The sequence below is a fragment of the Achromobacter sp. GD03932 genome (assembly GCF_029839485.1).
GTDB classification, from domain to species: Bacteria; Pseudomonadota; Gammaproteobacteria; order Burkholderiales; family Burkholderiaceae_B; genus Achromobacter; species Achromobacter bronchisepticus_A.
Map to the genome: position 1 here is coordinate 34,159 of NZ_JAOCAT010000009.1, position 26,698 is coordinate 60,856.

Below are 26,698 nucleotides of genomic sequence, written 5' to 3' on the forward strand. Positions count from 1 at the left end.
GGCGCCTCAGTTCTTGGTCACGTTGAAGAAACGCGGCTTGCGCAGCGGCCAGCCGGTAAAGCCCTCCAGCTTGCTGGAGACGACCACATAGCCGGGCTTGTTGTAGTACATCAGCAGCGGCGCGTCGCGCAGCATCAGCGCATGCAGCTTATCGAAGGCCTGCTTGCGCACGGCGGGATCGGACTCGGCTTCTATGCCTTCCAGGATGGCCGCGGCCTCCGGACTTTCCCACTGGGCCATGGGCGTCTTGGACTTGTCGCCGATCACGTCGCGGAACATCAGCGCGGGCTCGGTGCGCGCCGAATAGGCGAATGCCATCAGCTCGAACTTGCCTTCGCGGAAGTTGGTCACCTGGGTGCCCCATTCCAGCATGTCCAGCTCGGCCTTGATGCCGGCCTTGCCCAACAGCTGCTGCGTCACCACCGCGACGCGGTACAGATAGGGATAGCGCTTGTTGGCCTGCAGCTTCAGGGGTTCGCCGCGATAGCCGGCGGCGTCCAGCAGGCGCTTGACCTCCTTCAGGTTCTTTTCGTAGCCGGCGCGGTCGGTTTCGGAGTAATAGACGCTGGCCGCGGGCACCAGGGACGGGTTATAGGCCGCGTGGCCGTTGCTCAAAGCCTTGGCAATGCCGGGAAAATCCAGCGCCAGCGCGATGGCGCGGCGCATGTTCACGTCCGACAGCAGCGGCGCGCGCGTCTGCATCAGCAGGTTGACCGTGTCCAGACCCTGCTCGGTGACGATGTTCCAGCGCGGGTCCTTGGCCGGCAGATTGTCCTCGTCCGCGTTGTAGGCGTCGACCTGGCCCGCCATGAGCGCCGCCTTCTGCGCGGCCGCATCCGGAATCACCACAAAGCGCACGTTGGCCTGTGCCGTTTTCTTGCCGGCCATGCCGCTGGGCGCTTCCTCGCGCGGCTTGTAGCCGGCGTACGGCGTCAGCAGCAGGTATTGTTCCTTCTTCCATTCCGCCAGCACGTAGGGCCCGGTGCCGATGGGCTTGGCCCACTTGCCCTCGGCGTCGACGCTCTTGGCGCTCAGCACCGGCATCGGGCACTGCACGCTGGCCATCTGGTCCAGGAACAGCGCGTAGGGCTGCTCCAGCCTGAACACCACGGTAGCGGGATCGGGCGTCTCCACCGCCACGACCTTGGCGCCCTTGCTGCCGTCATAGAGGTTCTTGCAGGAATACTCGGACTGGGCGCCGTTGAGGTAGTCGTAGGTCCATTTGACGTCGGCCGAGGTCATGGGCGTGCCGTCATGGAAAGTGACGCCCTGGCGCAGCTTGAAGGTATAGGCGCGCTTGTCGTCGGACAGCGTCCAGCTGTCGGCCAGCATGGGGGCCACGCTCATGTCGGCGCGCAGCGCCACCAGGGACTCCACCACGTGCGCCAGCACGTTGTCGGTGGAAGTGTTGCGGGACCGCCCGCCAGGCAGCGTGGTCGGCGTGCCCGAACCTTCGGCGTAGCGGATTTCGGGCGCGGCGGCCTGCGCCCGCACGGCGGCTGGCAGGCCGGCCGCGGCGGCGGCCAGCGCGGCGGATAACAGCAGCGCGTTCTTGGCGTGCGTAGCATGCGAATTCATAGGGATCACTCCAGGCGCGGCGCTCGCCGCATATGGGTCTGGGGGCCGGCTCAGAAGAGCCGGTACTCCGCGAAGTTGCGTCCTTCGTAGGGCTTGCGCGCGATCCACATCACGCCGCTGGCCGGCTCCATCAAGGTGGTGGCCACCGTGGCCGAGATGCTGTCGAAGCTGGCCGGCTTGGGCGAACGCAGCACGCCGTCGGGCGCGGCGAAGTCGTCGGCCAGGATGCGCTTGACCGTGTCCCAGTCGATGCCGCCGGCGGCGCGCGCCAGCATGTCCTGCACGCGGCGCTGGCGGTAGATCGAATCCGGATTGGCAGCCAGGCCTTTGTCGAACAGCTTGGCGCGCGCGGGCGGGCTGATCCAGTGGTTGGCGTGCACCAGCAGGCCGTCTTCGGGCGTGATCCAGAAGATTTCGTCGGGCGAGCATTCCAGATCGACCGCCTCGCCCTGCGCCTGCGCCAGCATCAGGTTGTTGGAGCAGAAGCGCCGCGAGGCCCACAGCACCTTCATGGCGTTGCAGATATTGGAGGCTTCCAGCATCTTGCGCCGCACCAGCACCAGCGGCACCTCGGCCGGGCGCTGATAGTCGTGCTCGCAGGACAGGAAGTTGCCGGACAGGGAAACGCCCGCGCTGTTGAAGCCGTGGCGCGCCAGGCTGCCCGCCTCGGTGAACACCAGCAGGTCGGGACCGTCTTCGCGGCGCATGCGCAGCACGATGCCGGTGTCCACGCATTCCTCGCGCCAGTCCCAGTTATGGGCATGCATGAGCTTGCCGCCGGCGGCGGCCTCGGGCAGCACGACCAGGCCGGTGCAGCCATCGTCCAGCCCCTTGCGGGCGCGGCCCAGCTCGGCATGGCCGAACATCATTTCGGTGCGGCAGTTGATGACCACCACGTCCTCCAGCGCCTGGCCCGATCCGTCGGCGATGCCGCGCAGCTCTTCCAGGTAGGCCGCGTCATAGTCGCCCACCACCGGCACCATGGCGGCGGCCAGTTCCTTCAAGCGGTCCGCGGCAACGCCGCGCCGCTCCAGCTGCCCGCGGTAGAGGGCCACGCTGCGCGCCACGCGCTCGGGGACGGCGGCGCCATGCTGGCGGCCCCGCTCGTATGGGCTGCCCTGTACATCGACCAGGGGGAAGGGAGTGGGCAAAGTCACGGCTCAAGGCTCCGGAGCAAGGTTCAAGACGGACAAATTTTGTACTAATATATGAAAAAGTTCAATACAAGGGTTTCCCCGGGGCCATCACCGCGAACGCCGCGCGCGTAGCTCTCCGGTACCATTCCGACTCTGCCGCCCTTCGCGCCCATCCCCCATGTCCAACGCCGCTCCCGCCCGCCCCACTCCGCTGCAAGTCGACCTGGCGCGCCATATCGCGGAAGACATCGTGGCCCGGCGCCATGCGCCCGGCGACCACCTCTCGGAGGAAACGCTGGCGGCGAGCTACGAGGTCTCGCGCACGCCCGTGCGCGGCGCGCTCAAGCTGCTGGCCGCGCAGGGCCTCATCACGCACCGCCCCAATAGCGGCTACACGGTGGCGGCGCACGCGGCGGCCGCGCCTCCCGCCATCGAGGGCGCAGGCCCCACCCAGGACGAGCTGTACCGGCGCCTGATCGATGACCGCGCCTCGCGCGAGCTGCCGGAAACCTTTACCGAGCGCGACCTGCAGCAGCGCTATCCGGCACCGCGCAGCGTGCTGGCCAAGACCCTGCTGCAGCTTTCCGCGGACGGCCTGATCGAAAAGCGCAAGGGCCATGGCTGGCAGTTCGCGCCGTCGCTGGAAAACCGCGACGCGCTCAACGAGAGCTACCGTTTCCGCATGACCATCGAATGCGCCGGCCTGCTGGAGCCCACCTTCCGCCTGGACCGGGAAGCGCTGGCGCGCATGCGCGCCGCGCATGAAGCGCTGGCGGCGCGCAGCGACGCCGACATCTCGGCCACCGAGTTCTTCAATCTCAACGCCTCGTTCCACGAGATGCTGGCCCGCTTCTCGGGCAACCGCTACATCCTGCAGGCGGTGCAGCAGCAGAACCAGTTGCGCCGGCTGGAAGAGCACGCCGCGTTCTACCGCGACGCGCGCTTCGTCAACTCCAGCAGCGAACACCTGCAGATCATCGACGCGCTCGAGGCCGGCGACCAGGAATGGGCTTCGCAGCTCATGCGGCGCCACTTGAAGACCTCGCTGCAAGTGTCTTAACCGGCCCTCTCCATCTTCATTCGTCCGCCAGCCCGCCATAGCGGGTCTCCGGCACGCGTGACGCTCGCGCTGCGGATTACCTTCGGGTCTTCTTGTATTGTATTTATCAATTGATTAATACAAAATAGAAACCCCGAATCTCCACATGCCGGAAGCCCCATGTCATCGTCAGCGCCTAATCCCACCCCCGCCATCAACGCCGAAGCCTATTGGATGCCCTTCACCGCGAACCGCCGCTACAAGCGCGCGCCCGTGCTGTTCAGCGCCGCCGAGGGCATGCACTACATCCGGCCGGACGGACGCCGCGTGCTGGACGGCATTGCGGGCCTGTGGTGCGTGAACGCCGGACACCGCCGCCCGGAAATCGTCGAGGCCATCGCCCGCACCGCCCATGAACTGGATTACGCGCCGTCGTTCCAGATGAGCCACCCACTGGCCTTCGAGCTGGCCGAGTCCTTGCGCCAGGAAGCGCCCGCCGGGTTCTCCAATGTGTTCTTCTCGAATTCCGGATCCGAAGCGGTGGATACCGCGCTGAAGATCGCGCTGGGCTATCACCGCGCGCGCGGACAGGGCCAGCGGGTGCGCCTGATCGGACGCGAACGCTCGTACCACGGGGTGGGGTTCGGCGGCCTGTCGGTGTCGGGCATCGCCGGCCACCGCAAGCCGTTCGGCAATCTGCTGCCCTACGTGGACCATCTGCCGCACACCTATGACCGCAGCCAGATGGCCTATACGCGCGGCCAGCCTGACTGGGGCGCCCACCTGGCCGATACACTGGAGCGCATCGTCGCGCTGCACGACGCCTCCACCATCGCGGCCGTCATCGTGGAACCCGTGGCGGGTTCGACCGGGGTGCTGGTGCCGCCCAAGGGCTATCTGCAGAAACTGCGGCAGATCTGCGATGCGCACGGCATTCTGTTGATCTTCGACGAAGTGATCTGCGCCTTCGGCCGCATCGACGGCGCGTTCGCCTCATCGCACTTCGGCGTCACGCCGGACATCATCACCAGCGCCAAGGGGCTGACCAACGGCGCCATCCCCATGGGCGCCACGCTGGTGCAGCAGCATGTCTACGATGCCTTCATGCAGGGACCGGACAGCGCCATCGAGCTGTCGCACGGCTACACCTATTCCGGCCATCCGGTGGCCTGCGCCGCCGGCCTGGCGACCCTGGACATCTGCCGCCGCGAAGGCCTGTTCCAGCGCAGCCGCGAGCTCTGGCGCTACTGGGAGGACGCCGCCCACAGCCTGAAGGGATTGCCGCACGTGGTGGACATCCGCAACATCGGCCTCCTGGCCGCCATCGAACTCGAACCGCTGGAAGGCAAGCCCGGCCAGCGCGCGTACGCCGTGCACCAGGCCTGCCTGGAACGCGGCTGCCTGATCCGTTCGGCGGGCGACACCATGCTGCTGTCGCCCCCGCTCATCATCGAGCGCGCGCAGATCGACGAATTGTTCTCGGTCTTGTCGGACGTGCTGCGCGCGGACGCCTGAGCGCCCGCCCTGCTTATGCCAGGTGCCGGGCCACCGCCTGGACCACCTGCCGCACGTCCGCGGCGGACACGTCCAGGTGCGTGACCAGGCGGGTCGGGCCGCCATACACGGCCCGCATCTGAATGCCGTCGGCAACCAGCTTGGCGGTGAGTTCCTCGCAGCGCGCGGGCTCGAATTCCGCGAACACCATGTTGGTGTCCTGGCTCAATACCTTTACGCCCGGAATGGCGCGCAGCCCCTCCGCCAGCAGTCGGGCGTTCTCGTGGTCTTGCGCCAGGCGTTCCACGTTGTGCTCCAGCGCATACAGGCAAGCCGCGGCCAGCACGCCAGCCTGGCGCAAACCGCCGCCCAGCATCTTGCGCCAGCGGCGGGCGCGGGCGATGAGTTCGACGCTGCCTACCAGCACCGACCCCACGGGAGCGCCCAGGCCCTTGGAAAAACAAATGGACACCGTATCGAAAGGCGCGCACAGGTCCGCCACCGGCTTGCCGCTGGCAACCGCCGCATTGAACACGCGGGCGCCGTCCAGATGCGTCGCCAGGCCATGCTGGCGCGCCCAGGCTGTCGCGGCCTGCACGTAGCTGGCCGGAATCAGCTTTCCGTGGAAAGTGTTCTCCAGCGCCAGCAGCCGGGTACGGGCGAAATGCGCATCGCCCTCGGGCTTGAGCGCCGCGGCCAACTTGTCCAGCGGCAAGGTGCCATCGGCCGCATGTTCTATGGGCTGCGGCTGGATGCTGCCCAGCACGGCCGCCCCGCCCCCTTCATACTTGTAGGTGTGCGCGAGCTGGCCCACCAGGTACTCGTCGCCCCGCTCGCAATGGGCCATCAGCGCCCCCAGGTTGCTTTGCGTGCCGGACGGGAAGAACAGGCCGGCCGCCTTGCCCGTGCGCTCGGCAACCGCCTCCTGCAGGCGGATCACGGTCGGGTCATCGCCCATCACGTCATCGCCCAGGGGCGCGGATACCATGGCCTGCAGCATGGCTGCGGATGGCCGGGTGACGGTGTCGCTACGCAGATCGATCATGGAATGTCCCAGGATAGGAAAAGGAATTCAAAAAGCGTTTATTCGGCGCGCGCCGCCGGCGCCGCGCGGCTCACGACCCAGATGCCGGCCAGGATCAGCACCATGCCGCCCAGCTCCGCCGCGGTAGGCTGCTCGGACAGCAGCGCCCAGGCGAACAGCATCGCCACGACCGGCACGCCCAGGCTGGACAGGCCCGCGATAGACGCTGGCACCAAACGCACCACCAGCAGCCAAAGCAGCCAGCCCGCGGCCGTCGCGATCAGCACGATGTAGGTCATGCCGGCCCATAGCTGCCAGCCCCACTGGGCGGGCATCTGCGGCACAAGAAAAGCGACCGGCGTCATGACCAGGCCGCCCAGCAGCATCTGCCAGGCCGTGAAAGTCATCACATCGGGCGCATGGCGTTCGAACATGCGCTTGGACAGCACGGTACCCACGCCCCAGCACAGGCCGCTGCCCAACCCCAGCAGCACGGGACGGATATCGCCGAGGCCGTTCCAGGGTTCGACGAAGCACACCAGGCCAATGGCGGCCAGCCCGATACCCAGTCCATGGCGCGCGGTGGGGCGGTCGCCCAGCAGCCACCATGCGAACAGGATCACCCAGAACGGCATCGTGTACGCCATGAGCGAGACCTTGCCCACACCGCCCGACACCAGCGCGGTCTGCACAAAGCCCTGGAATCCGGCCGTCTGCGTCAGGCCGATCAACAAGGTCAGCTTCCAGGGCGGCATCGCCAGCGGCCGCCGCAGCGCGATGACCAGCGCGAACAGCACCAGGCCGCCCGAGACGTAGCGCAGCGCCACGAAGTCGAAGGGGCCGATGTAGGGAACGATCAGTTTCATCGCGATCCAGCTGCCCGCCCAGACCAGGATGGTGCTGAACATCAGGGCTAGCCCTGCACGATCGAAACTGCTGCGGCTCACTGGCACGGCTCCGTAGGGGAAATTCTGGACGCGAAAAAGCAAATACGCCCGTACCGGCGGTTCCGATACGGGCGTATGACATTATGCGCCTGCCTTGCCGCCTCCGGCGGCCGCAGGCGGGCCGTTCCCGTCCATCAAGTGGACGGGAACGATCACAGGGACTTGGCCAACTGGTCCAGGATGGCCGGGTTCTCCAGCGTGGAAACGTCCTGCGTGATTTCCTCGCCCTTGGCGACCACGCGCAACAGGCGGCGCATGATCTTGCCCGAGCGCGTCTTGGGCAGGTTGTCGCCGAAGCGGATGTCCTTGGGCTTGGCGATGGGGCCGATCTCCTTGGCCACCCAGTCGCGCAGCACCTTGGCGATGGCTTGCGCCTCGTCGCCTTCCGGACGCGAACGCTTGAGCACCACGAAGGCCACCACGGCTTCGCCCGTCGTGTCGTCCGGGCGGCCCACCACGGCGGCTTCCGCCACCAGCTCGTGCGCCACCAGCGCGGATTCGACTTCCATCGTGCCCAGGCGGTGGCCGGACACGTTCAGCACGTCGTCGATGCGGCCCATGATCCAGAAATAGCCGTCCGCATCGCGCTGCGCGCCGTCGCCGGCCAGGTAGTAGCCGCGCAGTTCCGAGGGGAAGTAGCTCTTCTTGAAACGTTCCGGGTCGCCCCAGATGTTGCGGATCATGGCGGGCCACGGACGCTTGATGACCAGGAAGCCGCCATTGCCCTGCTCCACATCGCCACCCGTCTCGTCGACGATGGCCGCGGCGATGCCCGGCAGCGGCAAGGTGCAGGAACCCGGCTTGGTCGGCGTGGCGCCCGGCAGCGGCGTGATCATGTGGCCGCCGGTCTCGGTCTGCCACCAGGTGTCCACGATGGGGCAGCGCTCGCGGCCGATGTTCTTGTGATACCACATCCAGGCTTCGGGATTGATGGGTTCGCCCACCGTGCCGATGATGCGCAGGCTGTCCAGGTCGTAGTTCTGCGGATGCGCTTCGGGCGCGGCCTCGGCGGCCTTGATCAGCGAGCGGATCGCGGTGGGCGCGGTGTAGAACGTGGTGACCTTGTGGCGCGCAATCATGTCCCAGAAGCGGCCGGCGTTGGGATAGGTCGGCACGCCTTCGAACACCACCTGCGTCAGGCCCGCCGCCAACGGGCCGTAAGTGATGTAGGTGTGGCCGGTAACCCAACCCACGTCGGCCGTGCACCAGTACACGTCGTCCTTGCGGGCGTCGAAGGTCCACTTCACGGTCAAAAGCGCCCACAGCAGATAGCCTGCCGAGGAATGCTGCACGCCCTTGGGCTTGCCGGTGGAGCCGGAGGTATAGAGGATGAAGAGCGGATGCTCGGCGTTGACCGGCACGGGCTCGCAGGTGTCGGGCTGGCCGGCCTCGACGTCATGCATCCAGAGGTCGCGGCCTTCGTTCCATTGCACCTTGCCGCCGGTGCGGCGGTACACGATGACCTTGGTCACGGCCTCGCAGCCGCCCATGGTGAAGGCTTCCTCGACCGCGGGCTTGAGCGGTATGGTCTTGCCGCCGCGCACCTGCTCGTCGGCGGTGATGACCAGCGACGCGCCCACGTCCATGATGCGCTCCTGCAGGCTCTTGGCCGAGAAGCCGCCGAACACCACCGAGTGCGTCACGCCCAGGCGCGCGCAGGCCTGCATGGCCACCACGGCTTCGATCGACATGGGCATGTAGATGATGGCGCGGTCGCCCTTCTTGTAGCCCAGCGCCTTCATGCCATTGGCGAAGCGGCAGACGCGCGCCAGCAATTCGCGGTAGCTGACCTTGTTGACCTTGCCGTCGTCGCTTTCAAAGATGATGGCGGTCTTGTCGGCGTTGCCGTTGGTCAGGTGCACGTCCAGACAGTTGGCCGACACGTTCAGTTCGCCATCGCCGAACCAGCGGTAGAACGGCGCGTCCGATTCGTCCAGGACCTGCGTGAACGGCTTGGTCCATTGCAGGTTATCGCGCGCCTGCCCGGCCCAGAATCCGTCGAAATCGTTCTCGACCTGCGCGCACAGCGCGTTGTAGGCCTCCATGCTGGGAATCGCGGCGCCTTCCGCAGCGCGCTCGGGCGGCGGGAACACCCGGGTTTCCACCAGTACGGACTCAATAGCGTTCGACATGATCTTTGTCTCCAATCGGTAATTCTGTTTGTTTGTGCCGCTTGTTCATTACCCAACCGCAACCGTATCGCCACGCTCTTACGGGCACCTTACGCAAAATGCGGGCCGGAGCCCGCGGCGCAAGGCCGGCGCGGGGTAATCAAGGCGTGCCGCCGCGCTCTCGACGCGGCGGCACCGGACAGTCCATAAGGATAGCAGCCTGCGCGACCCGCACGCCTCAGGCGGCGCGCCGTTCCAGCCCGCGCTTCACGTCCACGCGCGACAAAAGGATGAGGCCGCCCACGAAGAACAGGCCGGTGACCAGGATCGCCAGCCGGTGGTTGCCGTGCGTGGCCCAGGTCACCAGGCCGTAGGTCAGCGGACCGATCACCGCGGCCAACTGCACCGCGAAGGTCCACAGCGAATAGAACTCGGCCAGCCGGCCGGCGGGGGCCAGGGCGCCGGTCATGGCGCGGCCGGCGCTCTGCGTGGTGCCCATGCACAACCCGGCCAAGGTGGCGGCGACCCAGAACACGGGCGCGGTCACGGCGGCGTAGGCCACCAGCACCATCAGGATCCAGCCGCACAGCGTCAGGGCCAGCGCCGGCTTGTGGCCAATGCGGTCCTGCACGTAGCCGAACGAAAACGCGCCGGCCGCCGCGCCGATGTTCACGGTGAACACCAGCAGCATGATCTGCGGCGTGGTAAAGCCCATGACCTCCGAGGCATAGACCGCCGCCAGCGTGATTACCACCGAAATCCCCGCCTGGTAGCAGGCGATGCACATGAGCAGGCGGCGGAACTCCGGAAAGTGCTGGCCGGTTTCGCGCCAGGCATAGGCCAGGCGCTTGAGCATGTGCAGCGCTTCCTGCTTGCCGGCCTGCGGCTTCGCGCGTTCACGCAGCAGGAAGAAGGATGGCAGCGCCGCCAGCGCGAACACCGCGCAGGTGACCACGATCACCCACGGCACGAAATGCTCGGCGGTTTCACCGCGCCCCTCGGCCAGCGTCACGACCACCAGCGACAGGCCCAGCGTGAGCATGCCGCCGCAATAGCCGAAGCTCCAGCCCCAGCCCGAAACCCGCCCCAGCGCGGAGGGCCGCGCGAGTTCCGGCAGGAAGGCCGCGACCACGGACTCGCCGACGCAATAGCAGTAGTTGGAAACGACGATGGCGGCCAGCGCCAGCCAGACGTCCCCAGGCCCAGCCTGCGTCAGCACCAGCGTGGCGGCCACGCAGCCCACCGTGCTCGTAAAGAGCAAGCGGCGCTTGCTGGCGCGCGCATCGGCGCGGGCGCCCAGCGTGGGCATGGTCAGCATGATGAGCAGGTAGGACAGCGACAGCGCCGCGGTCCAGGCCAGCGTGGCCCACGGGGCGCGCCCGCCGACCACACCGACGAAATAAGTGCTGAACACCGCCGTGAGGATCACGGTGGTGTAGCCGGAATTGGCGAAGTCGTACATGGCCCAGGCCCAGACCTCGCGTTTGGCCACACCGGGATTCAGGGGGCCGTCGCCCCCTGGCCCGGCGTTCTGCGCGGACGCGCCGGCCGGCGCATCCGACGGCTCGCCGTGGCTCATAGGCCCAGGGCGGCGATGCCAGCTTGAGCGATCAGCACGTCTTCGCTCGACTTCACGCCCGACACGCCGACCGCGCCGACCACGTGGCCATCGGCCACGACCGGCACGCCGCCTTCCAGCAGGCCGTCGATCAAGGGGGCCGACAGGAACGAGTAGCGGCCGTTGTTGATCATTTCCTCGTAGACGCGCGATTCGCGGCGGCCGAGCGCCGCGGTCTTGGCCTTGGCCGGCGCGATGTGCGCCGAAATCGGAGCCGCGCCGTCCAGGCGCAGCATGCCCAGCAGATGGCCGCCATCATCGACCACGGAGATCGTAACGGCCCACTTGTTCTGCAGGGCGTGTGCTTCGGCCGCAGCCAAAATCTTCTTGACGTCTTCGGCGCTCAGCACGGGCTTGGTATTCATTGCAGCGACTCCTTTATTTGTTCCAGGGCGGTGGGATCTTCTATGGTGGTCAGATCGCCGGGATCGCGTCCTTCGCATACCGCGACGATCGCGCGGCGCAGGACCTTGCCGGAACGGGTCTTGGGCAATGCGCCCACGAACCGGATCCTGGCGGGCCTCGCCACCGCTCCCAGCTGCTCTTCCACCAGCCGCATGATATCGCCTTCCAGGCGCTTTGCCCCTTCTTCAGTCTCGGCCCCGGCGGGATTCTTGAGCACGGCGAACGCCATCGCGACCTGGCCCTTGAGCGAGTCCGCCACGCCCACCACCGCGCACTCGGCAATCGCGTTGTGGCTGTTGACGGATTCCTCGATCTCGCGCGTACCCAGCCGGTGGCCCGCCACGTTGATCACATCGTCCGTGCGGCCCAGGATGAACCAGTAGCCGTCGGCGTCCACCAGCCCCCAATCGAATGTCGAATACACCTGGCGGCCGGGAATGGACGTGAAGTAGGTCTGCACGAAACGCTCGTCGTCGCCCCAGATGGTGGACATGGCGCCCGGCGGCAGCGGCGGCACGATGGCCACCACGCCTTTCTGGTCGGGGCCCAGGTCCTCGCCGGTGGACTCGCTGACGATGCGCGCGTCAAAACCGTACACCGGGAACGACGGGCTGCCGAAGCGCGTCGGGACTTTTTCCACGCCAGGCTGGGCCGACAGGATCGGCCAGCCCGATTCCGTCTGCCAATAATTGTCGATGATGGGCTTGCCCAGGCCCCCTGAAATCCATTGCGCGGTCGGTTCGTCCAGCGGTTCGCCCGCCAGGTAGACCGCGCGCAACGAGGACAGGTCGTGGCGCTTGAGCAGCTCCGGATCCTGGCGCTTGAGCACGCGCACCGCCGTCGGCGCCGAGAACAGGGTGTTCACGCCGAACTGCTCCACCAGCTTCCACAGGATGGCGCCGTCCGGACGCACCGGCGTGCCTTCATACAGCACCGTCGCCTGCCCGCCGATCAGGGGGCCGTAGATGATGTAGGAGTGGCCGACCACCCAGCCGATGTCGCTGGTGCAGAAGAAGGTATCGCCAGCGCGGCCGTCGAACAGGTATTCCATGGACGAGGCCAGCGCCACGGCGTAGCCGCCGGTATCGCGCTGCACGCCCTTGGGCTTGCCGGTGGTGCCGGAGGTATAGAGGATGTAGCTGGGCTCCGAGGACTCCAGCCATTCCACAGGCACCCGCGCGCCCAGATGCCGCTGGCGCAGGGTCGCGTAATCCAGGTCGCGTCCTGCGACGGGTTCGAATGGCGCCAGGCCGCGGTCGAACACCACCACCGAGGCCGGCGGCGTCTTGGCCAGCGCCAGTGCGCGGTCCAGCAGGGGCTTGTAGGGCACGACCTTGCCGCCGCGCGAACCGCCGTCGGTGCAGACCACCACCTTGGGCGCCGCGTCGTCGATGCGCTGGGCCAGGTTGACCGAGGCGAAGCCGCCAAACACCACCGAGTGCACCGCGCCGATCCGCGCGCACGCCAGCATGGTGAACACGGCTTCCGGCACCATGGGCATGTACAGCAGCACCCGGTCGCCGCGCCCCACCCCCAGCTCCTTGAGCATGGCCGCGGCGGCGTTGACCTCTTCGTACATTTCCTGGCGCGTGTAGACACGCTCCCGGTCGACCTCGGTGGACACCCAGATCAGGGCCGGCGCGTCGGCCTGGGTCGGCAGCCAGCGGTCGACGGCGTTGTAGCAGAGATTGGTGCGCCCGCCCGTGAACCACTTGGCGAACGGCGGCCGGGAGAAGTCCAGCACGGACTCGAAAGGCGTCTCCCAGTGGATGCGGCCGGCCTCTTCCCGCCAGAAAGCGTCGCGGTCGTGTATCGAGCGGTAATGGAAATCCCGGGTTTTTTGCATTTATGTCTCCTGTTATCTTTCTTAGGCCTTAAGGCTGATTGATTTCTTCTCCGATCCTTCGGCCATTCTGGTAGGCAAACCTTGCACGAGGCTTGCCGCAAGTCAAAATGTTCTACCAAATGTCCACGCTGCATGGACATTAACGCCGGTTTCGTAACGAACTGGTCTTAAAAGTTTGGTAGAATCCCCGCGAAGTTGTAGAACAATGTTGATTTTGCTGACATCTCGGCCACATTCACGGCGAATTCCGTGTTTTTTGCCGTTATCTGCAAATCACCCCCAGGCGCATGCATCGACACTCCAACCACGCGAGACTGAATCCTTCCTCCGGCCAAGCAACTCGCGGTCTGCGCTTGCTGGCGTTGGTTGCATGCGTGGTGGGTCTGGCAGGTTGTGCCGCTACAAATCAAAAGTCAACCGCCCATACGTCCGAGATTGACCCCTACGAGACGGAATGGGTCGCCACCTCCGATGATCCCATCGGCGTACTGGTAAGCCAGAAATTCAAGCGCGAACGCCAGAAGACCCACTCGGGCGTCAATAGCGACAACGCCCTGGTCAGCGAAGCCCTGAACCATCTTGGCATCCGCTACCGCTTCGGCGGCAACTCCCCCGACACCGGATTCGACTGCAGCGGCTTGGTCACGTACACCGCCGAACGCTCGCTGGGCCTGAAACTGCCCCGCAACGCCGCCGAAATGGCGCAGCAAGGCGTCTCGATCGCCAAGAATGAACTGAAGGCCGGCGACCTGGTCTTCTTCAATACGCTGGGCCGCCGCTACTCGCACGTGGGCATCTACCTGGGCGACGACCGCTTCGTGCACTCGCCCAGCGCCGGCGGCGTGGTCCGCGTGGAAAACATGACCATGGCCTACTGGTCCAAGCGCTACAACGGCGCGCGCCGCCTGGACAACAGCCTGATGGCTTCCGCCCGCGCCTCCAACTGATACGCCCCCAGGATAGCCGCCAGGCTCTCCCCGCCACAAGCAAAACGCCGCCGGACTTTCCAGTCCGGCGGCGTTTTTTTACATCTCTTCGCGGCGTTTTGGGCCGCAGGCCGTTCCGGCCTCCCCAGTTTTTGTTAGGCGGCGGCAGACCGTGTTTTCAGTGCACCGAGCCTGCCCGCTGGCACAGGCCGCATTGCTGCAGGGCCTGCTGCATGCTGCACACCGAACGTCGACAAGCGACGACCCGGATACCGCCACGTTGCGCGGCGTTGCGGAAGGTTTTCATGACGTTATGGCCCAGGAAGTCGGTCAGCAGGATGACCAGCTGGGTGCCCGAGGGCAGTTGCAACGTCTTCTTTTGATGCGAGGGATCACGCCCGCTGATGTGGTGCGTGATCGAAATGTTGTGCCCTTTGAGCAGATCCGGAATGTTGCCGAGGCGGTCGGCGCCCACTACCACTGCACTTAATCCTGCCGTCATGATGAACCTCACTGGGTCGTTGAGACTGGATGTAATGATAATGATTCCTATTTTTTAGTCAACTCAAATGAGATCCGTTCTTATTTAATTATTTTTATGAGCATATGGAAGGGGATAGGGCGGACCGTGTCGCGGCAAGAAAAAGGCGCGCCACCCAACGGCGTCGCGCCTCCAATCCCCGAGGAAACGGCCTGCTACTTGGGCGTCCCCTGCACCGCTTCCGTCACCACCGCGCGGGTCAGCGAAGGCGCCAGCATCTCCAGGAAGGTATAGACGTAGTCGCGCAGGAACACCCCTGCCTTCACGCCCACGCGGGTCGTATGCGTGCCGAACAGATGGCCCACCGGCAGGCCCACCAGATTGCTGTCGCGGCGCGGATCGTAGGCCACGCCAGCGATGATGCCGATGCCCAGGCCCACGTCGACATAGGTCTTGATGACGTCGGCATCGATGGCTTCCAGCACGATGTCGGGATGGATGCCCTGGTTGGCGAAGATCTCATCAATGGTGCTGCGGCCGGTGAAGGCGCGGTCATAGGTCACGATGGGATATTCGGCCAGTTGCGCCAGCGACAGGCGCTTGGCGGCGCTGGAGGTCAGTTCGGCCAGGGGATGATCCGGGCGCACCACCACGGTGTGTTCCCAGGCATAGACCGGCAAGGTCGCGAGGCCCGGCGTCAAGGCCAGCGATTCCGTCGCCAGTGCCAGGTCGGCCTGCTCGTGCAGGACCATTTCGGCCAGTTGCGCGGGGCTGCCTTCGGCCAGCGACAGGTGCACCTTGGGGAATTGCTTGCGGAATGCGGGAATCACGCGGGGCAGCAGATAGCGCGCCTGGGTGTGGGTGCAAGCGATGACCAGGCCGCCCTCGTCGCGGCGCGCGAACTCGTCGCTGACCTTCTTCAGGTTGTCCACTTCGCGCATGATGCGGTCAATGACCTGCGACACCGCCAGGCCGGGCTTGGTCAGCCCCTTGATGCGCTTGCCGTGCCGTTCGAAGATCTTGATGCCCAGTTCGTCCTCGAACTCGATGATCGCCTTGGAAACGCCGGGCTGCGAGGTGTAGAGCATCCGGGCGGCTTCGGTCAGATTGAAGTCGCGCCGGATGGTTTCGCGGACAAAACGAAATTGCTGCAGGTTCATGAATTGGCCCCTGTTAGACGGGCCAATTATAAGTAATAAGGGCGCCTTGTTATATAACTTATTTATATAAGCTTACATGCAAGGCGTCCCCAGTTCAGCGCATCGAGATCGTGGTATTCACGCTCTTGGCATGGGCCGACCAGCGCGCGGTGACGGTCTTGGTCTGCGTCCAGAACTGCACGGCCTGCTTGCCGTTGGGGCCCAGGTCGCCCAGCTTGGAACCGCGCGAACCGGTGAAGCTGAACCAGGCCACCGGCACCGGGATCGGCACATTGATGCCGACCTGGCCGACGTCGATGTTGTTCTGGAAGTAGCGCGCCGCGCCGCCATCCTGGGTGAACAGCGCCACACCGTTGCCGTTGGGATTACGGTTGATGAACGCGACCGCGTCCTCCAGCGTTTCAACGCCCACCACGCACAGGACCGGCCCGAAGATTTCCTCGGTGTAGATGGTCATGTTTTCGGTGACGCCGTCGAAAATCGTCGGGCCCACGAAGTTGCCCTGCTCGAAACCGGCGACCTTCAGGCTTCGGCCGTCCAGCAGCAGCTTGGCGCCTTCGTCCACGCCCTTCTGGATCAGGCTTTCGACGCGCTTCTTGGCGTTGGGCGAGACCAGGGGACCGAGATCGGCCTCGCGGTCCATGCCGGAATTGACCTTGAGCTTCTTCGAGCGTTCGACGAAGTCAGGCAGCCAGTTGCGGGCTTCACCCACCAGCACGGCCACGGACGAGGCCATGCAGCGCTGGCCGGCAGCGCCGAAGGCAGCGCCCACCAGCTGGTTCAGCGCGACCTCGGGATCGGCGTCCGGCAGGATCACGCAGTGGTTCTTGGCGCCCATCATGGACTGGCAGCGCTTGCCCGCGGCGGAGGCGCGGTTGTAGATCTCGGTGCCGACGCGGGTCGAGCCGATGAACGAGACCGCCTTGATGTCGGGGTGTTCGCACAGGCCGTTGGCGGTTTCCGGGCCGCCGTGCACCACGTTCAGCACGCCCGGCGGCAGGCCGGCTTCCAGCGCCAGCTGCGCCAGGAACAGCGAGGACGTCGGATCCTGCTCGGAAGGCTTGAGGACGAAGGTGTTGCCGCAGGCCACGGCGATCGGGAACATGAAGCAAGGCAGCATGACCGGGAAGTTGAACGCGGTGATGCCCGCGCACACGCCCAGCGGCTGGATCAGCGTGTAGACGTCGATGCCGGAAGCGGCATTCTCGGCGTATTCGCCCAGTTGCAGGTTGGCGATGGAGCAGGCGTGCTCCACCACTTCCAGGCCGCGGCCGACTTCGCCCTCGGCGTCCGGCAGGGTCTTGCCGTGCTCGCGGGTGATCATTTCGGCCAGCTTGCCGGAGTTGGCGCGCAGCAGTTCCTGGAACTTCAGCATGACGCGCATGCGAGCGCCCTGCCCGCTGTTGCGCCAGGTCTTGAAAGCCTCCTTGGCGTTGGAGACGGCCAGGTCCAGCTCTTCGCGCGTGGCGAAGGGCACCTTGGCGACGACCTCCTGGGTAGCGGGATTGATCACGTCCCGCCATTCGGTGGTTTTGGACTGCACGAGCTTGCCGCCGATCAATAGCGGAACGCGGGGGACTTCACTCATTTGATGCTCCTCACACTGCATGGTCGATGCGGATGGAATCCGCATACATGGATGGTGAGGCGCCGGCGGCAAGGGCCTGCCGGCGCCCCGGGTTTACTTCTTGACCAGCGGGCAGCTCGAATCCGCCAAGGGCTGGAAGGCTTCGGCGGCCGGAATGGTGGCCACCAGCTTGGAATAGTCCCAACCGCCCTTGGACTCGGACGGCTTCTTCACTTCATACAGGTACATGTCGTGGATCACACGGCCATCGGGACGGATGGAAGCGTTGCGCATGATCGGATCCTCGATGGGCAGCGCGCGCATCTTGTCGGCCACCACCTTGCCGTCGGTGCTGCCGGAAGCGGCCACCGAGCGCAGGTAATGCCGCACGCTGGAGTACACGCCCGCCTGCGTCATGGTCGGCTTGAGGCCGCGGAAGGCCTTCTCGAAGCGCGCGGACCACTGGCGCGTGGCATCGTCGTAATCCCAGTAGAAGCCGTCCACGTAGGACAGGCCCTGAGCGCTTTCCAGGCCCAGCGCGCGCAGGTCCGACAGGAAAATCAGCAGCGACACCAGGCGCTGGCCGCCGGCCACGATGCCGAATTCGCGCGCCTGCTTGACCGCGTTGACGGTGTCCTGGCCGCCATTGGCCAGGGCCACGACCTGGGCCTTGGAGGCCTGCGCCTGCAGCAGGTAGGACGCGAAGTCCGGGGCGTTCAGGGGATGGCGCACGCTGCCGGCCACAGTGCCGCCCAGCGCCTGCACGGCCTTGGCCGTGTCGGCTTCCAGCGAGTGGCCGAAGGCGTAGTCCACGGTGATGAAGTACCAGGACTTGCCGCCCGCCTTCACCGTGGCCTTGGCGCCGCCCGCGGACTGCGAGTAGGTGTCGAACATCCAGTGAAAGCCCACCGGCGAGCATTCCTTGTTGGTCAGCGCCGTGGTGGCGGGACCGGAGAACATCACCACCTTGTTCTTTTCGCGCGCGATGCCCTGCACCGCCAGCGCCACCGCGGAATTGGTCAGGTCGGCGATGGCGGTGACGCCGTCGCGGTCGAACCATTCGCGCGCCTTGGCCGCACCCACGTCGGCCTTGTTCTGGTTGTCCGCGGACACCAGCTCGATCTTCATGCCCTTGCATTCCGCGGCCAGGCAGTCGTCGATGGCCAACTGCGCCGCCGCCACCGAACCAGGCCCGCCCATGCCGGCGTAGGTGCCAGACATGTCCGTCAGAATGCCGATCTTCACTGGCGGCTTATCCGCCGCCTGCGCCTGGCCGACCAATGCGGCGCCCAGACACAAGCCTACGGCCAGCCCGCGTGCGTGCAATTTCATGGATTTGTCTCCTGAGTTTTATGCGTTATGGCGCCGTCTTCGCGGCCTGCGGTCCCGGGGGGTTCAGACCCCGGAGAGCCTGGCTACAGGCCCCAAGCCCGCCGACCCAGTGTAGATGTGTGAAAATCAACAAGCAACACTAGAAATGCACATTCCTTGTGCATTCATGCACAAGCAAAATTTGACCGGCGGCGCAGCGCGCAGCCGGGCCTGGAGAACCGGAAAGTGCTTGATTGGGACAGCCTGAGATATTTCCTGGAAGTGGCCCGCACCCAGCGGGTGAGCGCCGCGGCGCGCAAGCTTGGCGTCGAGCACACGACGGTGTCGCGGCGCATCCGCGCGCTGGAAGCGGAGCTGGACACCCTGCTGTTCGAGAAGTCGCGCAGCGCGGGCTTCGTGCTGACCGAAGACGGCCAGCGCCTGTTCGTGCATGCCGAACAGATGGAGAGCACGGTGCACTCCGCCCGCGAAAACCTGTCGGGCATCGGCCAGGCGCTGTCGGGGCATTTGCGCATCGGCGCCACCGAGGGCTTCGGCAGCTATGTGCTGACGCCGCTGGCGGCGGACTTCCAGCGGCGCTATCCGCACATCACGCTGGACATCCTGCCGGTGCCGCGCTTTGTCAGCCTGTCCAAGCGCGAAGCCGACCTGGCCATCACCATCGAACGCCCCCAGCGCGGCCCCTATGTGTGCAGCAAGCTGTGCGACTACACGCTGCGCCTGTACGGCACGCCCGGCTATCTGGCCAGCCACCCGCCGATCCGCGAGCGCGCGGACCTGGCCGACCACACCTTCATCGGCTACGTCGACGAACTGCTGTTCAGCGAGCGGCTGCGCTATCTGGAAGACCTGCTGCCCGCCAGCAAGGTGGTGTTGCGCAGCACCAGCGTGGTGGCGCAGTACCACGCCGCGCTGCAGGGCCAGTCGCTGGCGATCCTGCCCTGCTTCATCGCCGCGCAGGACCCGCGGCTCACGCCGGTGCTGGCGGACGAGGTCGAGATCACGCGCTCGTTCTGGATGTATTGCCATGAAGACCTGCGCAAGCTCAAGCGCGTGACGGCCCTGTGGGAATTCATCCGCAAGTCGGTGCTAAAGAACGCCGACCTGCTGGCCGGCAAGGGCGGCACGATGAAGTACCTGCCCTGAAAAAGCCGCGGCCCGCGCTGGGCGGGCCGCAAGGCGTTGGATGTGCCGGCGTCAGGCGCTGTTCTTGGGCGCCTTCACGCGCAAGCGCCGCATCAGCAGGAAGAAGGTCAGCATCGCCACCAAGGCATGGATCGCCCACACGCCCACGCCGAAGCTCAGCTTGCCGTTGGAGATCCAGGCGCGCGACAGGTTCATCAGGTTCATGTAGAGCAGGCCCACCAGGCCGGCGATGAGCAGGTCGCCCGAACGCCCCAGGCGCGGATTGACGGCGCCCAGCGGAATCGCCAGCAGCGCAAGGTTCAGCGCGGCCAGCGGCAGCGAGACCCGCCACATCACTTGCGACCAGCTGCTGTTGGTGTTGTCCGCGATCAGTTGCGAGGTGGTGCGCGCCTTGGCGGAACGTTCCGCGTTGGCGCGCGCTTCGGCCACGGGATCTCCGCCCGACTTGCTTTCCAGGCGCAGGCCGTACTTGTCGAAGTGCACCAGCCGGATCTCGGGCGTGCCCGGCTTCAGGTCATAGCGATGGCCTTCGCCCAGCACCAGGAAGCGGTCGCCATTGGGCAAAGTTTCGCTGTGGGCCTTGCTGGCGGTCAGCACGCTGAGCCATTCGGGGCCATTTTCGCGCGCGAACACGTTGCCCAGTTCGTCGCTGGGTTCCAGGGGATCCTCGGCGAAGAACACACGGTTGCCGCCGGACGATTCCGCGAACTGGCCGGCCGTGACCTTGGACAGGTCGGACCGCTGCTCGAAGCGTTCATGGTATTCGCCGATCTGGCGGTACGCCCAGGGCGCCGCCACCAGTGTCAGCCCCGCCACCGCCAGTGCCACCGGGATGGCGACGCGCAGCACCGGCCGGAACCAATCGGCCAGCGACAGGCCGCTGGCGAACCACACCACCATTTCGGATTCGCGGTAATTGCGGGTGACGGTGGTGAGGACCGCGATGAAGACGGAGACCGCGAGAATGGTCGGCAATGCGGTGATGGTCGACAGCGCGGCCAGCACCACCACGACGTCCGCCCCGATGTTGCCGCCCGCGGCTTCGCCGAGCAGGCGCACGAGCAGCACGCTGAGCCATACGATGAGCAACGTGGAAAAGACAACGCCAGCGTGACTGGTGATCTCGCTGACGACAGAGCGTTTGAATAGAGACATGGGAGAATATGCGGGATAATCGACCGCATTCTACACAGACGTACACGGGAAACCCTCATGGAATTTAGCACACAGACCACTGCTTCCCTGCACCAAGTCAAGACCGCCGCCCTGGCCGTCGGGGTCTATGCGGAAGGCGTGTTGAGCCCCGCCGCCGATCTCATCGACCGCGCTTCCAACGGCGCCGTGCGTTCGGTGGTCAAGGCCGAGTTCCGCGGCCGCGCCGGCTCCACGCTGACCCTGCGCAACCTGCCCGGCGTGTCCGCGCAGCGCGTGGTGCTGGTCGGCCTGGGCAAGCAGGAAGAATATTCGGCCCGCGCCCACGCTTCGGCCGAGCAGGCCTTCGCCGCGGCCTGCGTATCGGCCCAGTTGGCCGAAGGCGTGTCCACGCTGGTCGCCAACCCGATCGCGGACGTGGCCGTCATCGCGCGCGCCCGCAGCGCCGCGATCGCAGCCGGCAACGCCACCTATCACTACGACGCCAGCTTCGGCAAGCCCGACCGCGACGCCCGTCCCAAGCTCAAGAAGATCGTCCAGGTGGTCGAGCGCGCCGACGCGGCCCAGGCCCAGAAGGGCCTGCGCGAAGGCGGCGCCATCGCCAACGGCATGGACCTGACCCGCACGCTAGGCAACCTGCCCGGCAATATCTGCACGCCGACCTACCTGGGCGAAACGGCCAAGCGCCTGGCCCGCGAGTTCAAGTCGCTGAAGGTGGAAGTGCTGGACCGCAAGCAGGTCGAAGCGCTGGGCATGGGCTCGTTCCTGTCGGTCGCGCGCGGTTCCGAGGAAGCGCTGCGCTTCATCGTCCTGCGCCATGCCGGCAGCAAGACCGCCAAGAAGACCGCCAAGGGCGCGCAAGGCCCCATTGTGCTGGTCGGCAAGGGCATCACCTTCGATGCCGGCGGCATCTCGCTCAAGCCCGCCGCCACCATGGACGAAATGAAGTACGACATGTGCGGCGCCGCCAGCGTGCTGGGCTCGTTCCGCGCCCTGGCCGAACTGGAGCTGCCGCTGGACGTGGTGGGCCTGATCCCCGCTTGCGAAAACCTGCCCAGCGGCAAGGCCAACAAGCCGGGCGACGTGGTCACCAGCATGGCCGGCCTGACCATCGAAATCCTGAACACCGACGCCGAAGGCCGCCTGGTGCTGTGCGACGCGCTGACCTACGCCGAACGCTTCAAGCCGTCCGCCGTCATCGACATCGCCACCCTGACCGGCGCTTGCGTGGTGGCCCTGGGCAACGTCAACAGCGGCCTGTTCTCCAAGGACGACGCCCTGGCCGACGCGCTGGCCGCGGCCGGCCGCCAGTCGCTGGACACCGCATGGCGCATGCCGATGGACGACGCCTACCAGGAACAGCTCAAGTCCAACTTCGCCGATCTCGCCAACATCGGCGGTCCTCCGGCGGGCGCGGTCACGGCGGCCTGCTTCCTGTCGCGCTTTGCCACCTCGTACCGCTGGGCCCACCTGGACATCGCCGGCACCGCCTGGCGCGGCGGCAAGGACAAGGGCGCCACTGGCCGCCCCGTGCCGCTCCTGATGCAGTACCTGCTGGACCAGGCTTGAAACGGCAGCAACGGAACCCGGCATGACGCGCATCGACTTCGCCTTCGGCGCGCCCGACCGCTTGCGCACCGCCTGCCAGGTGGTGCGCAAGCGCTACCTGGCAGGGCAGCGGCTGGTGGTGTACTGTAGGGATGGCTCCCGCCTGGCCGCGTTTGACCGCATGCTCTGGGCCTTCGACGACACGTCTTTCGTGCCGCACGTGCTGGCCAACGATCCGCTGGCGGGCGAGACCCCGGTGATTCTCACCGCCGGCGATCCGCAACAGGCGGCCGCCGCGGCGGGCCAGGGCGGACAGCCCCAGCCGTCCTGGCTGCTGAACCTGGACCTCGACTGCCCTCCGGGTTTCGAAGCCTTCGAGCGCCTGCTTGAAATCGTCTCGGATGACCCCGAGGACAAGCAGGCCGCCCGCCAGCGCTGGCGAGCCTACCTGGCCGCGGGCCACACGCCGCAAAGCCACGACCTCAGCCGCCAGCAGCCGGACGGCTGAACGCGCCGGCCTTGCGGCGCGCCACCTCGATCATCCGGGAGCCATCATGCCCTCTCGCCACGCCGACCCCGGCATCCCTACCCTGACCCAGCGGGCCGAGCCCGCGCTCTACCCGCCGGCTTCCCCGGACGACGCGGACATGCCCGTGCTGACCGAACTGGCCGACGATGGCGCGCAGGATCATGACGACGACGCCTTTCCGCTCCTGACGGAAGTGGCGGACGGCGACCATGCGTCCCCTGATATCATTCCACCGGCAGCCGCCGTCCCTGCTACGCCCTATGCCGCGCCGGACGCCACGGTTCTGAGCGCCCGCCTGCAGGCCGAGGTCGAGCAACTGATGCGCGAGGCCCTGGCCGAAGCCATCGAACAGATCCAGGCCCGCATGGACGCGGAATTGCCGCGCATCGTCGCCCGGGTGCTGCAGGACGTCAGGCCGGGTTGACCCGTCTGGAACCTATTTCCCGCCTCTGGTCTAATCCTAGGCAGAACTGGATTCTTCAGGGAACTGTAAGGTATCCTTCCCATCTAAGCCTTCTAGGCAACCATTACTCTGCCGCACACAGGAGTTCTCAATGAACGAATATCGTCCGTCCCCTTTTAACCGTTCCGGCGCCGTGGCCGGCGCGCCGGGCGAGGTCGCGCGCAACCAGGTGCTGCGCAACACCTATTGGCTTCTGGCGCTCTCGCTGATCCCGACCGTGCTGGGCGCGGCCGTGGGCATGTACACCGGCATCAACCGCATCATGGGCGCAAGCCCCGGCCTGTCCGCCATCGTGTTCCTGGTGGGCGCCTTCGGCCTGATGTTCGCGATCGAAAAGAACAAGAACAGCTCGCTGGGCGTGGTCCTGCTGCTGGCCTTCACGTTCTTCATGGGCGTGATGCTGTCGCGCCTGCTGGGTTTCGTCATGGGCATGAGCAACGGCTCGCAGCTGGTCATGACGGCCTTCGGCGGCACCGCGATCGTGTTCGGCACGATGGCCACGCTGGCCACCACCATCAAGCGCGACCTGTCGGGATTGCAGAAATTCCTGTTCATCGGCGCGGTCGTGATCCTGGTGGCGGCCCTGGCCAACATCTTCCTGCAGCTGCCGGCGCTGATGCTGACCATCTCGGTCCTGGCCATCGTCATCTTCTCGGCCTTCATGCTGGTCGACCTGCAGCGCGTGGTCAACGGCGGCGAAACCAACTACGTGTCCGCCACGCTGGCCATCTACCTGGACGTCTACAACGTCTTCTCGAACCTGCTGATGCTGCTGGGCATCTTCGGCGGCAACCGCGAGTAATCGAAACGCTGCCAAAGCGGCACAAAGAGCCTACATTCACATGTAGGCTCTTTTTCTTTATCTTGGGCCTACATTCACGTGTAGGCTCTTTTTCTTTATCTTGGGCCTACATTCACGTGCAGGCCCTTTTTCTTTGCCGCGCCCGCCCCCTCCCGCTGGAGCCACGCCATGCCCGACCGCCGCCGCTTCCTCCAGACCGCTGCCGCCGCCGCCCTGACCGGTTCCGCCTTGCCGGCTCGCGCCCTCAGCGTGGTGACGCCCATGCACAGGCGGAACATACCCGCCTCTGGCGAGGCGCTGCCTGTCATCGGCTTGGGTACCGCCGACACCTTCAACGTGTCCCCCGCGGACAAGGCCGCCATGGCGCCGCTGGCGCAGGTGCTGGACACGCTGCTGCAAAAGGGCGGCAAGCTGATCGACACGGCTCCCAGCTACGGGCAGGCGGAAGCGGTCACCGGCGCGCTGCTGGCGCGCGACGGCGGCTTGCGGAGCAAGACCTTCCTGGCGACCAAGATCGGCACGCAGGGCCACGAATCGGCCATGCGCCAGGTGCGCCAATCGCAACAGGCGCTGGGCAGCGACAAGCTCGACCTGGTCCAGGTGCACAACCTGATCGACACCGCCAACCAACTGGCGCTGCTGCGCGAACTGAAACAGCAACGCGTGATCCGCTACCTGGGCATCACGCACTACACCGACCACGCCCACGACGAGCTGACCGAACTGGTGGAACGGGAAAAGCCCGATTTCCTGCAGGTCAACCTGTCCGTGGCCGACCGCGGCGCCGAAAAACGCCTGTTGCCCGCCTGCCAGGCCCACGGTGTCGCAGTGCTGATCAACCGCCCGTTCCAGGACGGCGCGCTGTTCCGCCGGGTCAAGGGCATGGCGCTGCCGCCGCTGGCCGCCGAGCTCGATTGCGGGTCCTGGGCGCAGATCTTCCTGAAATTCATCATCGGCCATCCCGCGGTCACCGCCGTCATTCCGGCCACCTCCAAGCCGGCCAACATGGCGGACAACGCGCAGGCCGGCTTCGGGCCGCTGCCGGACGCCGCCATGCGGGAACGCATCGCTGCCCTGCTGGCCTGACGCCATGGCGTCGGCCCCCGGCAGCCTGCAAGCCCGCGCCGCGCAGGCGCTGGGCATACTCCAGGAGGAACTGGCGCCGGCAGCCTGCGGCTTCGCGTTTTTCTTCTTCCTGTTCTGCGGCTATTTCATGCTGCGGCCGATACGCGAGACCATGGGCATCCAGGCGGGCGTCGACCAGTTGCAATGGCTCTTCACCGCGACCTTCGTCGCCATGCTGGCCGTGGTGCCGCTGTTCGGCTGGCTGTCGGCGCGCGTGCCTCGCGCCATGCTGGTGACCTGGGTCTATGCCGCCTTCGCCCTCAGCATGGCCGGTTTCGCCGCCCTGCTCCATCTGCGGCCCGGCAGCGTCTGGGCGGCGCGCAGCTTCTATGTGTGGCTGTCGGTCTTCAACCTGTTCGTCGTCTCCATCGCCTGGAGCCTGATGGCCGACGTGTTCCGCATGGATTCCGCCAAGCGCCTGTTCGCGCTGATCGCCGCGGGCGCCAGCGCCGGCGGGCTGGCCGGCCCGCTTTTGGGCGGCCTGCTGGCTGGCGTGCTCGGTCCCGCCGGCCTGTTGCTGCTGTCGGCGCTGCTGTTGACCGCCACCCTGCCCCTCAAGCGCTGGCTGCTGCGCTGGCGTGCGGCCCACCGCGAGGATGCTGCCGCGGACGACATGCGCAGGCCGCTGGAGGGTTCGATCCTGGCGGGCCTCTCGCGCATTTTCCAGTCTCCCTTTCTGCTGGGAATTTCGCTGCTGGTGATCCTGCTGGCCACGCTCAACACCTTTCTCTACATGGAGCAGGCGCGGCTGGTGGCGGATGCCTTCACCGACACGGCGCAACGCATCCGGGTCTTCAGCGCGCTGGACTTCTCGGTGCAGGCGCTGTCGCTACTGTCGCAGCTCTTCATCACCGGACGCGTGGCCACCCGCCTGGGGCTGCGCTTCCTGCTGACCGCCGTGCCGCTGACGATGACGGCCGCTTTCCTGGCGCTGGCGGCCTTTCCCGTCTTCGGCGTGCTGGCCGCGGCCATGATCGTGCGCCGGGTCGGCGAGTACGCGCTGATCCGGCCGGGGCGGGAAATGCTGTTCACGGCGGTTTCGCCGGAAGACAAGTACAAGACCAAGAACGTCATCGATACCGTGGTCTACCGGGCGGGCGACGCGGCCAGCGGCTGGGTCAAGGCGGGCGTGGACATGCTGGGCTATGGCGCGGCCCTGATCGCCGTGCTGGGCGCCCTGTGCGCGCTGGCGGCCGCGGCGGTAGGCCATGGGCTGGGACGGACCGCAGACCGTCGCATTGCGGACAAATCTTAGATTTTTTTGAACAT

Annotated in this window: 23 protein-coding genes; 10 read left to right on the plus strand and 13 right to left on the minus strand. The window is 66.3% G+C overall.

Annotated features, from left to right (window positions below; genetic code table 11):
• Nucleotides 1-6: 6 nt before the first annotated feature.
• The gene (locus N5C88_RS10530) at nucleotides 7-1,578 is read right to left on the minus strand and encodes an ABC transporter substrate-binding protein (protein WP_280015287.1); all 1,572 of its coding nucleotides are present in this window, start codon (nucleotides 1,576-1,578) and stop codon (nucleotides 7-9) included.
• A gap of 50 nt (nucleotides 1,579-1,628) precedes the next feature.
• The gene (locus tag N5C88_RS10535) at nucleotides 1,629-2,735 is read right to left on the minus strand and encodes a C45 family peptidase (protein WP_059374723.1); all 1,107 of its coding nucleotides are present in this window, start codon (nucleotides 2,733-2,735) and stop codon (nucleotides 1,629-1,631) included.
• A 157-nt stretch (nucleotides 2,736-2,892) separates the two neighbouring features.
• On the opposite strand from N5C88_RS10535, the gene N5C88_RS10540 reads away from it, so the two are divergent.
• Together N5C88_RS10540 and N5C88_RS10545 are read left to right on the plus strand one after the other, a co-directional pair.
• Nucleotides 2,893-3,774: a GntR family transcriptional regulator gene (locus N5C88_RS10540; RefSeq protein WP_280015288.1), complete on the plus strand. Its 882-nt coding sequence runs from the start codon at nucleotides 2,893-2,895 to the stop codon at nucleotides 3,772-3,774.
• 159 nt (nucleotides 3,775-3,933) lie between these two features.
• Nucleotides 3,934-5,268, plus strand: coding sequence for an aspartate aminotransferase family protein (locus tag N5C88_RS10545; RefSeq protein WP_059374726.1), 1,335 nt, complete (start codon nucleotides 3,934-3,936; stop codon nucleotides 5,266-5,268).
• Nucleotides 5,269-5,281: 13 nt separating this feature from the next.
• On the opposite strand, the gene ltaE is transcribed toward N5C88_RS10545, so the two are convergent.
• The 6 genes from ltaE to N5C88_RS10575 form a co-directional block, all read right to left on the minus strand.
• Nucleotides 5,282-6,292: a low-specificity L-threonine aldolase gene (ltaE, locus tag N5C88_RS10550; RefSeq protein WP_280015289.1), complete on the minus strand. Its 1,011-nt coding sequence runs from the start codon at nucleotides 6,290-6,292 to the stop codon at nucleotides 5,282-5,284.
• A gap of 38 nt (nucleotides 6,293-6,330) precedes the next feature.
• Nucleotides 6,331-7,218, minus strand: a complete 888-nt coding sequence (locus N5C88_RS10555; protein ID WP_118931830.1) for a DMT family transporter — start codon at nucleotides 7,216-7,218, stop codon at nucleotides 6,331-6,333.
• 152 nt (nucleotides 7,219-7,370) lie between these two features.
• Nucleotides 7,371-9,350, minus strand: a complete 1,980-nt coding sequence (gene acs / locus N5C88_RS10560; RefSeq protein WP_059374732.1) for an acetate--CoA ligase — start codon at nucleotides 9,348-9,350, stop codon at nucleotides 7,371-7,373.
• A gap of 217 nt (nucleotides 9,351-9,567) precedes the next feature.
• Nucleotides 9,568-10,791 (minus strand): MFS transporter, encoded by a 1,224-nt coding sequence (locus tag N5C88_RS10565; protein ID WP_251879514.1) that lies wholly within the window; start codon nucleotides 10,789-10,791, stop codon nucleotides 9,568-9,570.
• A gap of 113 nt (nucleotides 10,792-10,904) precedes the next feature.
• Entirely contained in the window at nucleotides 10,905-11,312 is a 408-nt protein-coding gene (locus N5C88_RS10570) for a heme-binding protein (RefSeq protein WP_042792413.1), read from the minus strand.
• Nucleotides 11,309-13,198: a propionate--CoA ligase gene (locus tag N5C88_RS10575; protein ID WP_059374737.1), complete on the minus strand. Its 1,890-nt coding sequence runs from the start codon at nucleotides 13,196-13,198 to the stop codon at nucleotides 11,309-11,311. The genes N5C88_RS10570 and N5C88_RS10575 overlap by 4 nt, the downstream gene beginning before the upstream one ends.
• A gap of 287 nt (nucleotides 13,199-13,485) precedes the next feature.
• On the opposite strand from N5C88_RS10575, the gene N5C88_RS10580 reads away from it, so the two are divergent.
• The gene (locus N5C88_RS10580; RefSeq protein WP_059374739.1) at nucleotides 13,486-14,145 is read left to right on the plus strand and encodes a C40 family peptidase; all 660 of its coding nucleotides are present in this window, start codon (nucleotides 13,486-13,488) and stop codon (nucleotides 14,143-14,145) included.
• Between the two features lie 157 nt (nucleotides 14,146-14,302).
• Here N5C88_RS10580 and N5C88_RS10585 read toward each other — a convergent pair whose 3' ends face one another.
• The 4 genes from N5C88_RS10585 to N5C88_RS10600 all read right to left on the minus strand — a co-directional run bounded on the left by N5C88_RS10585 (nucleotide 14,303) and on the right by N5C88_RS10600 (nucleotide 18,664).
• Nucleotides 14,303-14,626 (minus strand): DUF2325 domain-containing protein, encoded by a 324-nt coding sequence (locus N5C88_RS10585; RefSeq protein WP_054451313.1) that lies wholly within the window; start codon nucleotides 14,624-14,626, stop codon nucleotides 14,303-14,305.
• 194 nt (nucleotides 14,627-14,820) lie between these two features.
• Nucleotides 14,821-15,765: a CysB family HTH-type transcriptional regulator gene (locus tag N5C88_RS10590; RefSeq protein WP_054450660.1), complete on the minus strand. Its 945-nt coding sequence runs from the start codon at nucleotides 15,763-15,765 to the stop codon at nucleotides 14,821-14,823.
• A gap of 94 nt (nucleotides 15,766-15,859) precedes the next feature.
• On the minus strand, nucleotides 15,860-17,353 hold the full coding sequence (locus tag N5C88_RS10595; RefSeq protein ID WP_059374741.1) for a CoA-acylating methylmalonate-semialdehyde dehydrogenase: 1,494 nt from the start codon (nucleotides 17,351-17,353) through the stop codon (nucleotides 15,860-15,862).
• A gap of 93 nt (nucleotides 17,354-17,446) precedes the next feature.
• Entirely contained in the window at nucleotides 17,447-18,664 is a 1,218-nt protein-coding gene (locus tag N5C88_RS10600) for an ABC transporter substrate-binding protein (RefSeq protein WP_059374743.1), read from the minus strand.
• Between the two features lie 225 nt (nucleotides 18,665-18,889).
• Here N5C88_RS10600 and N5C88_RS10605 point away from each other — a divergent pair, with 225 nt between their 5' ends.
• On the plus strand, nucleotides 18,890-19,810 hold the full coding sequence (locus N5C88_RS10605; protein ID WP_059374745.1) for a LysR family transcriptional regulator: 921 nt from the start codon (nucleotides 18,890-18,892) through the stop codon (nucleotides 19,808-19,810).
• A gap of 51 nt (nucleotides 19,811-19,861) precedes the next feature.
• Here N5C88_RS10605 and lptF read toward each other — a convergent pair whose 3' ends face one another.
• Entirely contained in the window at nucleotides 19,862-20,965 is a 1,104-nt protein-coding gene (gene lptF, locus N5C88_RS10610; protein ID WP_059374747.1) for an LPS export ABC transporter permease LptF, read from the minus strand.
• A 57-nt stretch (nucleotides 20,966-21,022) separates the two neighbouring features.
• On the opposite strand from lptF, the gene N5C88_RS10615 reads away from it, so the two are divergent.
• The 6 genes from N5C88_RS10615 (at nucleotide 21,023) to N5C88_RS10640 (ending at nucleotide 26,684) form a co-directional block, all read left to right on the plus strand.
• Nucleotides 21,023-22,531, plus strand: a complete 1,509-nt coding sequence (locus N5C88_RS10615; RefSeq protein ID WP_059374749.1) for a leucyl aminopeptidase — start codon at nucleotides 21,023-21,025, stop codon at nucleotides 22,529-22,531.
• Nucleotides 22,532-22,553: 22 nt separating this feature from the next.
• Nucleotides 22,554-23,018: a DNA polymerase III subunit chi gene (locus N5C88_RS10620; protein ID WP_280015290.1), complete on the plus strand. Its 465-nt coding sequence runs from the start codon at nucleotides 22,554-22,556 to the stop codon at nucleotides 23,016-23,018.
• A 46-nt stretch (nucleotides 23,019-23,064) separates the two neighbouring features.
• On the plus strand, nucleotides 23,065-23,463 hold the full coding sequence (locus N5C88_RS10625; RefSeq protein WP_118931834.1) for a hypothetical protein: 399 nt from the start codon (nucleotides 23,065-23,067) through the stop codon (nucleotides 23,461-23,463).
• A 130-nt stretch (nucleotides 23,464-23,593) separates the two neighbouring features.
• Entirely contained in the window at nucleotides 23,594-24,304 is a 711-nt protein-coding gene (locus tag N5C88_RS10630; RefSeq protein ID WP_054450644.1) for a Bax inhibitor-1/YccA family protein, read from the plus strand.
• Between the two features lie 168 nt (nucleotides 24,305-24,472).
• Entirely contained in the window at nucleotides 24,473-25,390 is a 918-nt protein-coding gene (locus N5C88_RS10635; protein WP_280015291.1) for an aldo/keto reductase, read from the plus strand.
• A 4-nt stretch (nucleotides 25,391-25,394) separates the two neighbouring features.
• On the plus strand, nucleotides 25,395-26,684 hold the full coding sequence (locus N5C88_RS10640) for an MFS transporter (protein ID WP_280015292.1): 1,290 nt from the start codon (nucleotides 25,395-25,397) through the stop codon (nucleotides 26,682-26,684).
• Nucleotides 26,685-26,698 lie beyond the last annotated feature (14 nt).

Bases quoted from the DNA above. Each gene is read 5' to 3' on its own strand.
- N5C88_RS10620 (WP_280015290.1), top strand. From the start codon at position 22,554: ATGACGCGCATCGACTTCGCCTTCGGCGCGCCCGACCGCTTGCGCACC.
- N5C88_RS10530 (WP_280015287.1), bottom strand. From the start codon at position 1,578: ATGAATTCGCATGCTACGCACGCCAAGAACGCGCTGCTGTTATCCGCC.
- N5C88_RS10635 (WP_280015291.1), top strand. From the start codon at position 24,473: ATGCCCGACCGCCGCCGCTTCCTCCAGACCGCTGCCGCCGCCGCCCTG.
- N5C88_RS10540 (WP_280015288.1), top strand. From the start codon at position 2,893: ATGTCCAACGCCGCTCCCGCCCGCCCCACTCCGCTGCAAGTCGACCTG.
- N5C88_RS10565 (WP_251879514.1), bottom strand. From the start codon at position 10,791: ATGTACGACTTCGCCAATTCCGGCTACACCACCGTGATCCTCACGGCG.
- N5C88_RS10585 (WP_054451313.1), bottom strand. From the start codon at position 14,626: ATGACGGCAGGATTAAGTGCAGTGGTAGTGGGCGCCGACCGCCTCGGC.
- lptF (WP_059374747.1), bottom strand. From the start codon at position 20,965: ATGTCTCTATTCAAACGCTCTGTCGTCAGCGAGATCACCAGTCACGCT.
- N5C88_RS10580 (WP_059374739.1), top strand. From the start codon at position 13,486: ATGCATCGACACTCCAACCACGCGAGACTGAATCCTTCCTCCGGCCAA.
- N5C88_RS10615 (WP_059374749.1), top strand. From the start codon at position 21,023: ATGGAATTTAGCACACAGACCACTGCTTCCCTGCACCAAGTCAAGACC.
- N5C88_RS10600 (WP_059374743.1), bottom strand. From the start codon at position 18,664: ATGAAATTGCACGCACGCGGGCTGGCCGTAGGCTTGTGTCTGGGCGCC.
- acs (WP_059374732.1), bottom strand. From the start codon at position 9,350: ATGTCGAACGCTATTGAGTCCGTACTGGTGGAAACCCGGGTGTTCCCG.
- ltaE (WP_280015289.1), bottom strand. From the start codon at position 6,292: ATGATCGATCTGCGTAGCGACACCGTCACCCGGCCATCCGCAGCCATG.
- N5C88_RS10590 (WP_054450660.1), bottom strand. From the start codon at position 15,765: ATGAACCTGCAGCAATTTCGTTTTGTCCGCGAAACCATCCGGCGCGAC.
- N5C88_RS10545 (WP_059374726.1), top strand. From the start codon at position 3,934: ATGTCATCGTCAGCGCCTAATCCCACCCCCGCCATCAACGCCGAAGCC.
- N5C88_RS10575 (WP_059374737.1), bottom strand. From the start codon at position 13,198: ATGCAAAAAACCCGGGATTTCCATTACCGCTCGATACACGACCGCGAC.
- N5C88_RS10630 (WP_054450644.1), top strand. From the start codon at position 23,594: ATGAACGAATATCGTCCGTCCCCTTTTAACCGTTCCGGCGCCGTGGCC.
- N5C88_RS10625 (WP_118931834.1), top strand. From the start codon at position 23,065: ATGCCCTCTCGCCACGCCGACCCCGGCATCCCTACCCTGACCCAGCGG.
- N5C88_RS10595 (WP_059374741.1), bottom strand. From the start codon at position 17,353: ATGAGTGAAGTCCCCCGCGTTCCGCTATTGATCGGCGGCAAGCTCGTG.
- N5C88_RS10570 (WP_042792413.1), bottom strand. From the start codon at position 11,312: ATGAATACCAAGCCCGTGCTGAGCGCCGAAGACGTCAAGAAGATTTTG.
- N5C88_RS10640 (WP_280015292.1), top strand. From the start codon at position 25,395: ATGGCGTCGGCCCCCGGCAGCCTGCAAGCCCGCGCCGCGCAGGCGCTG.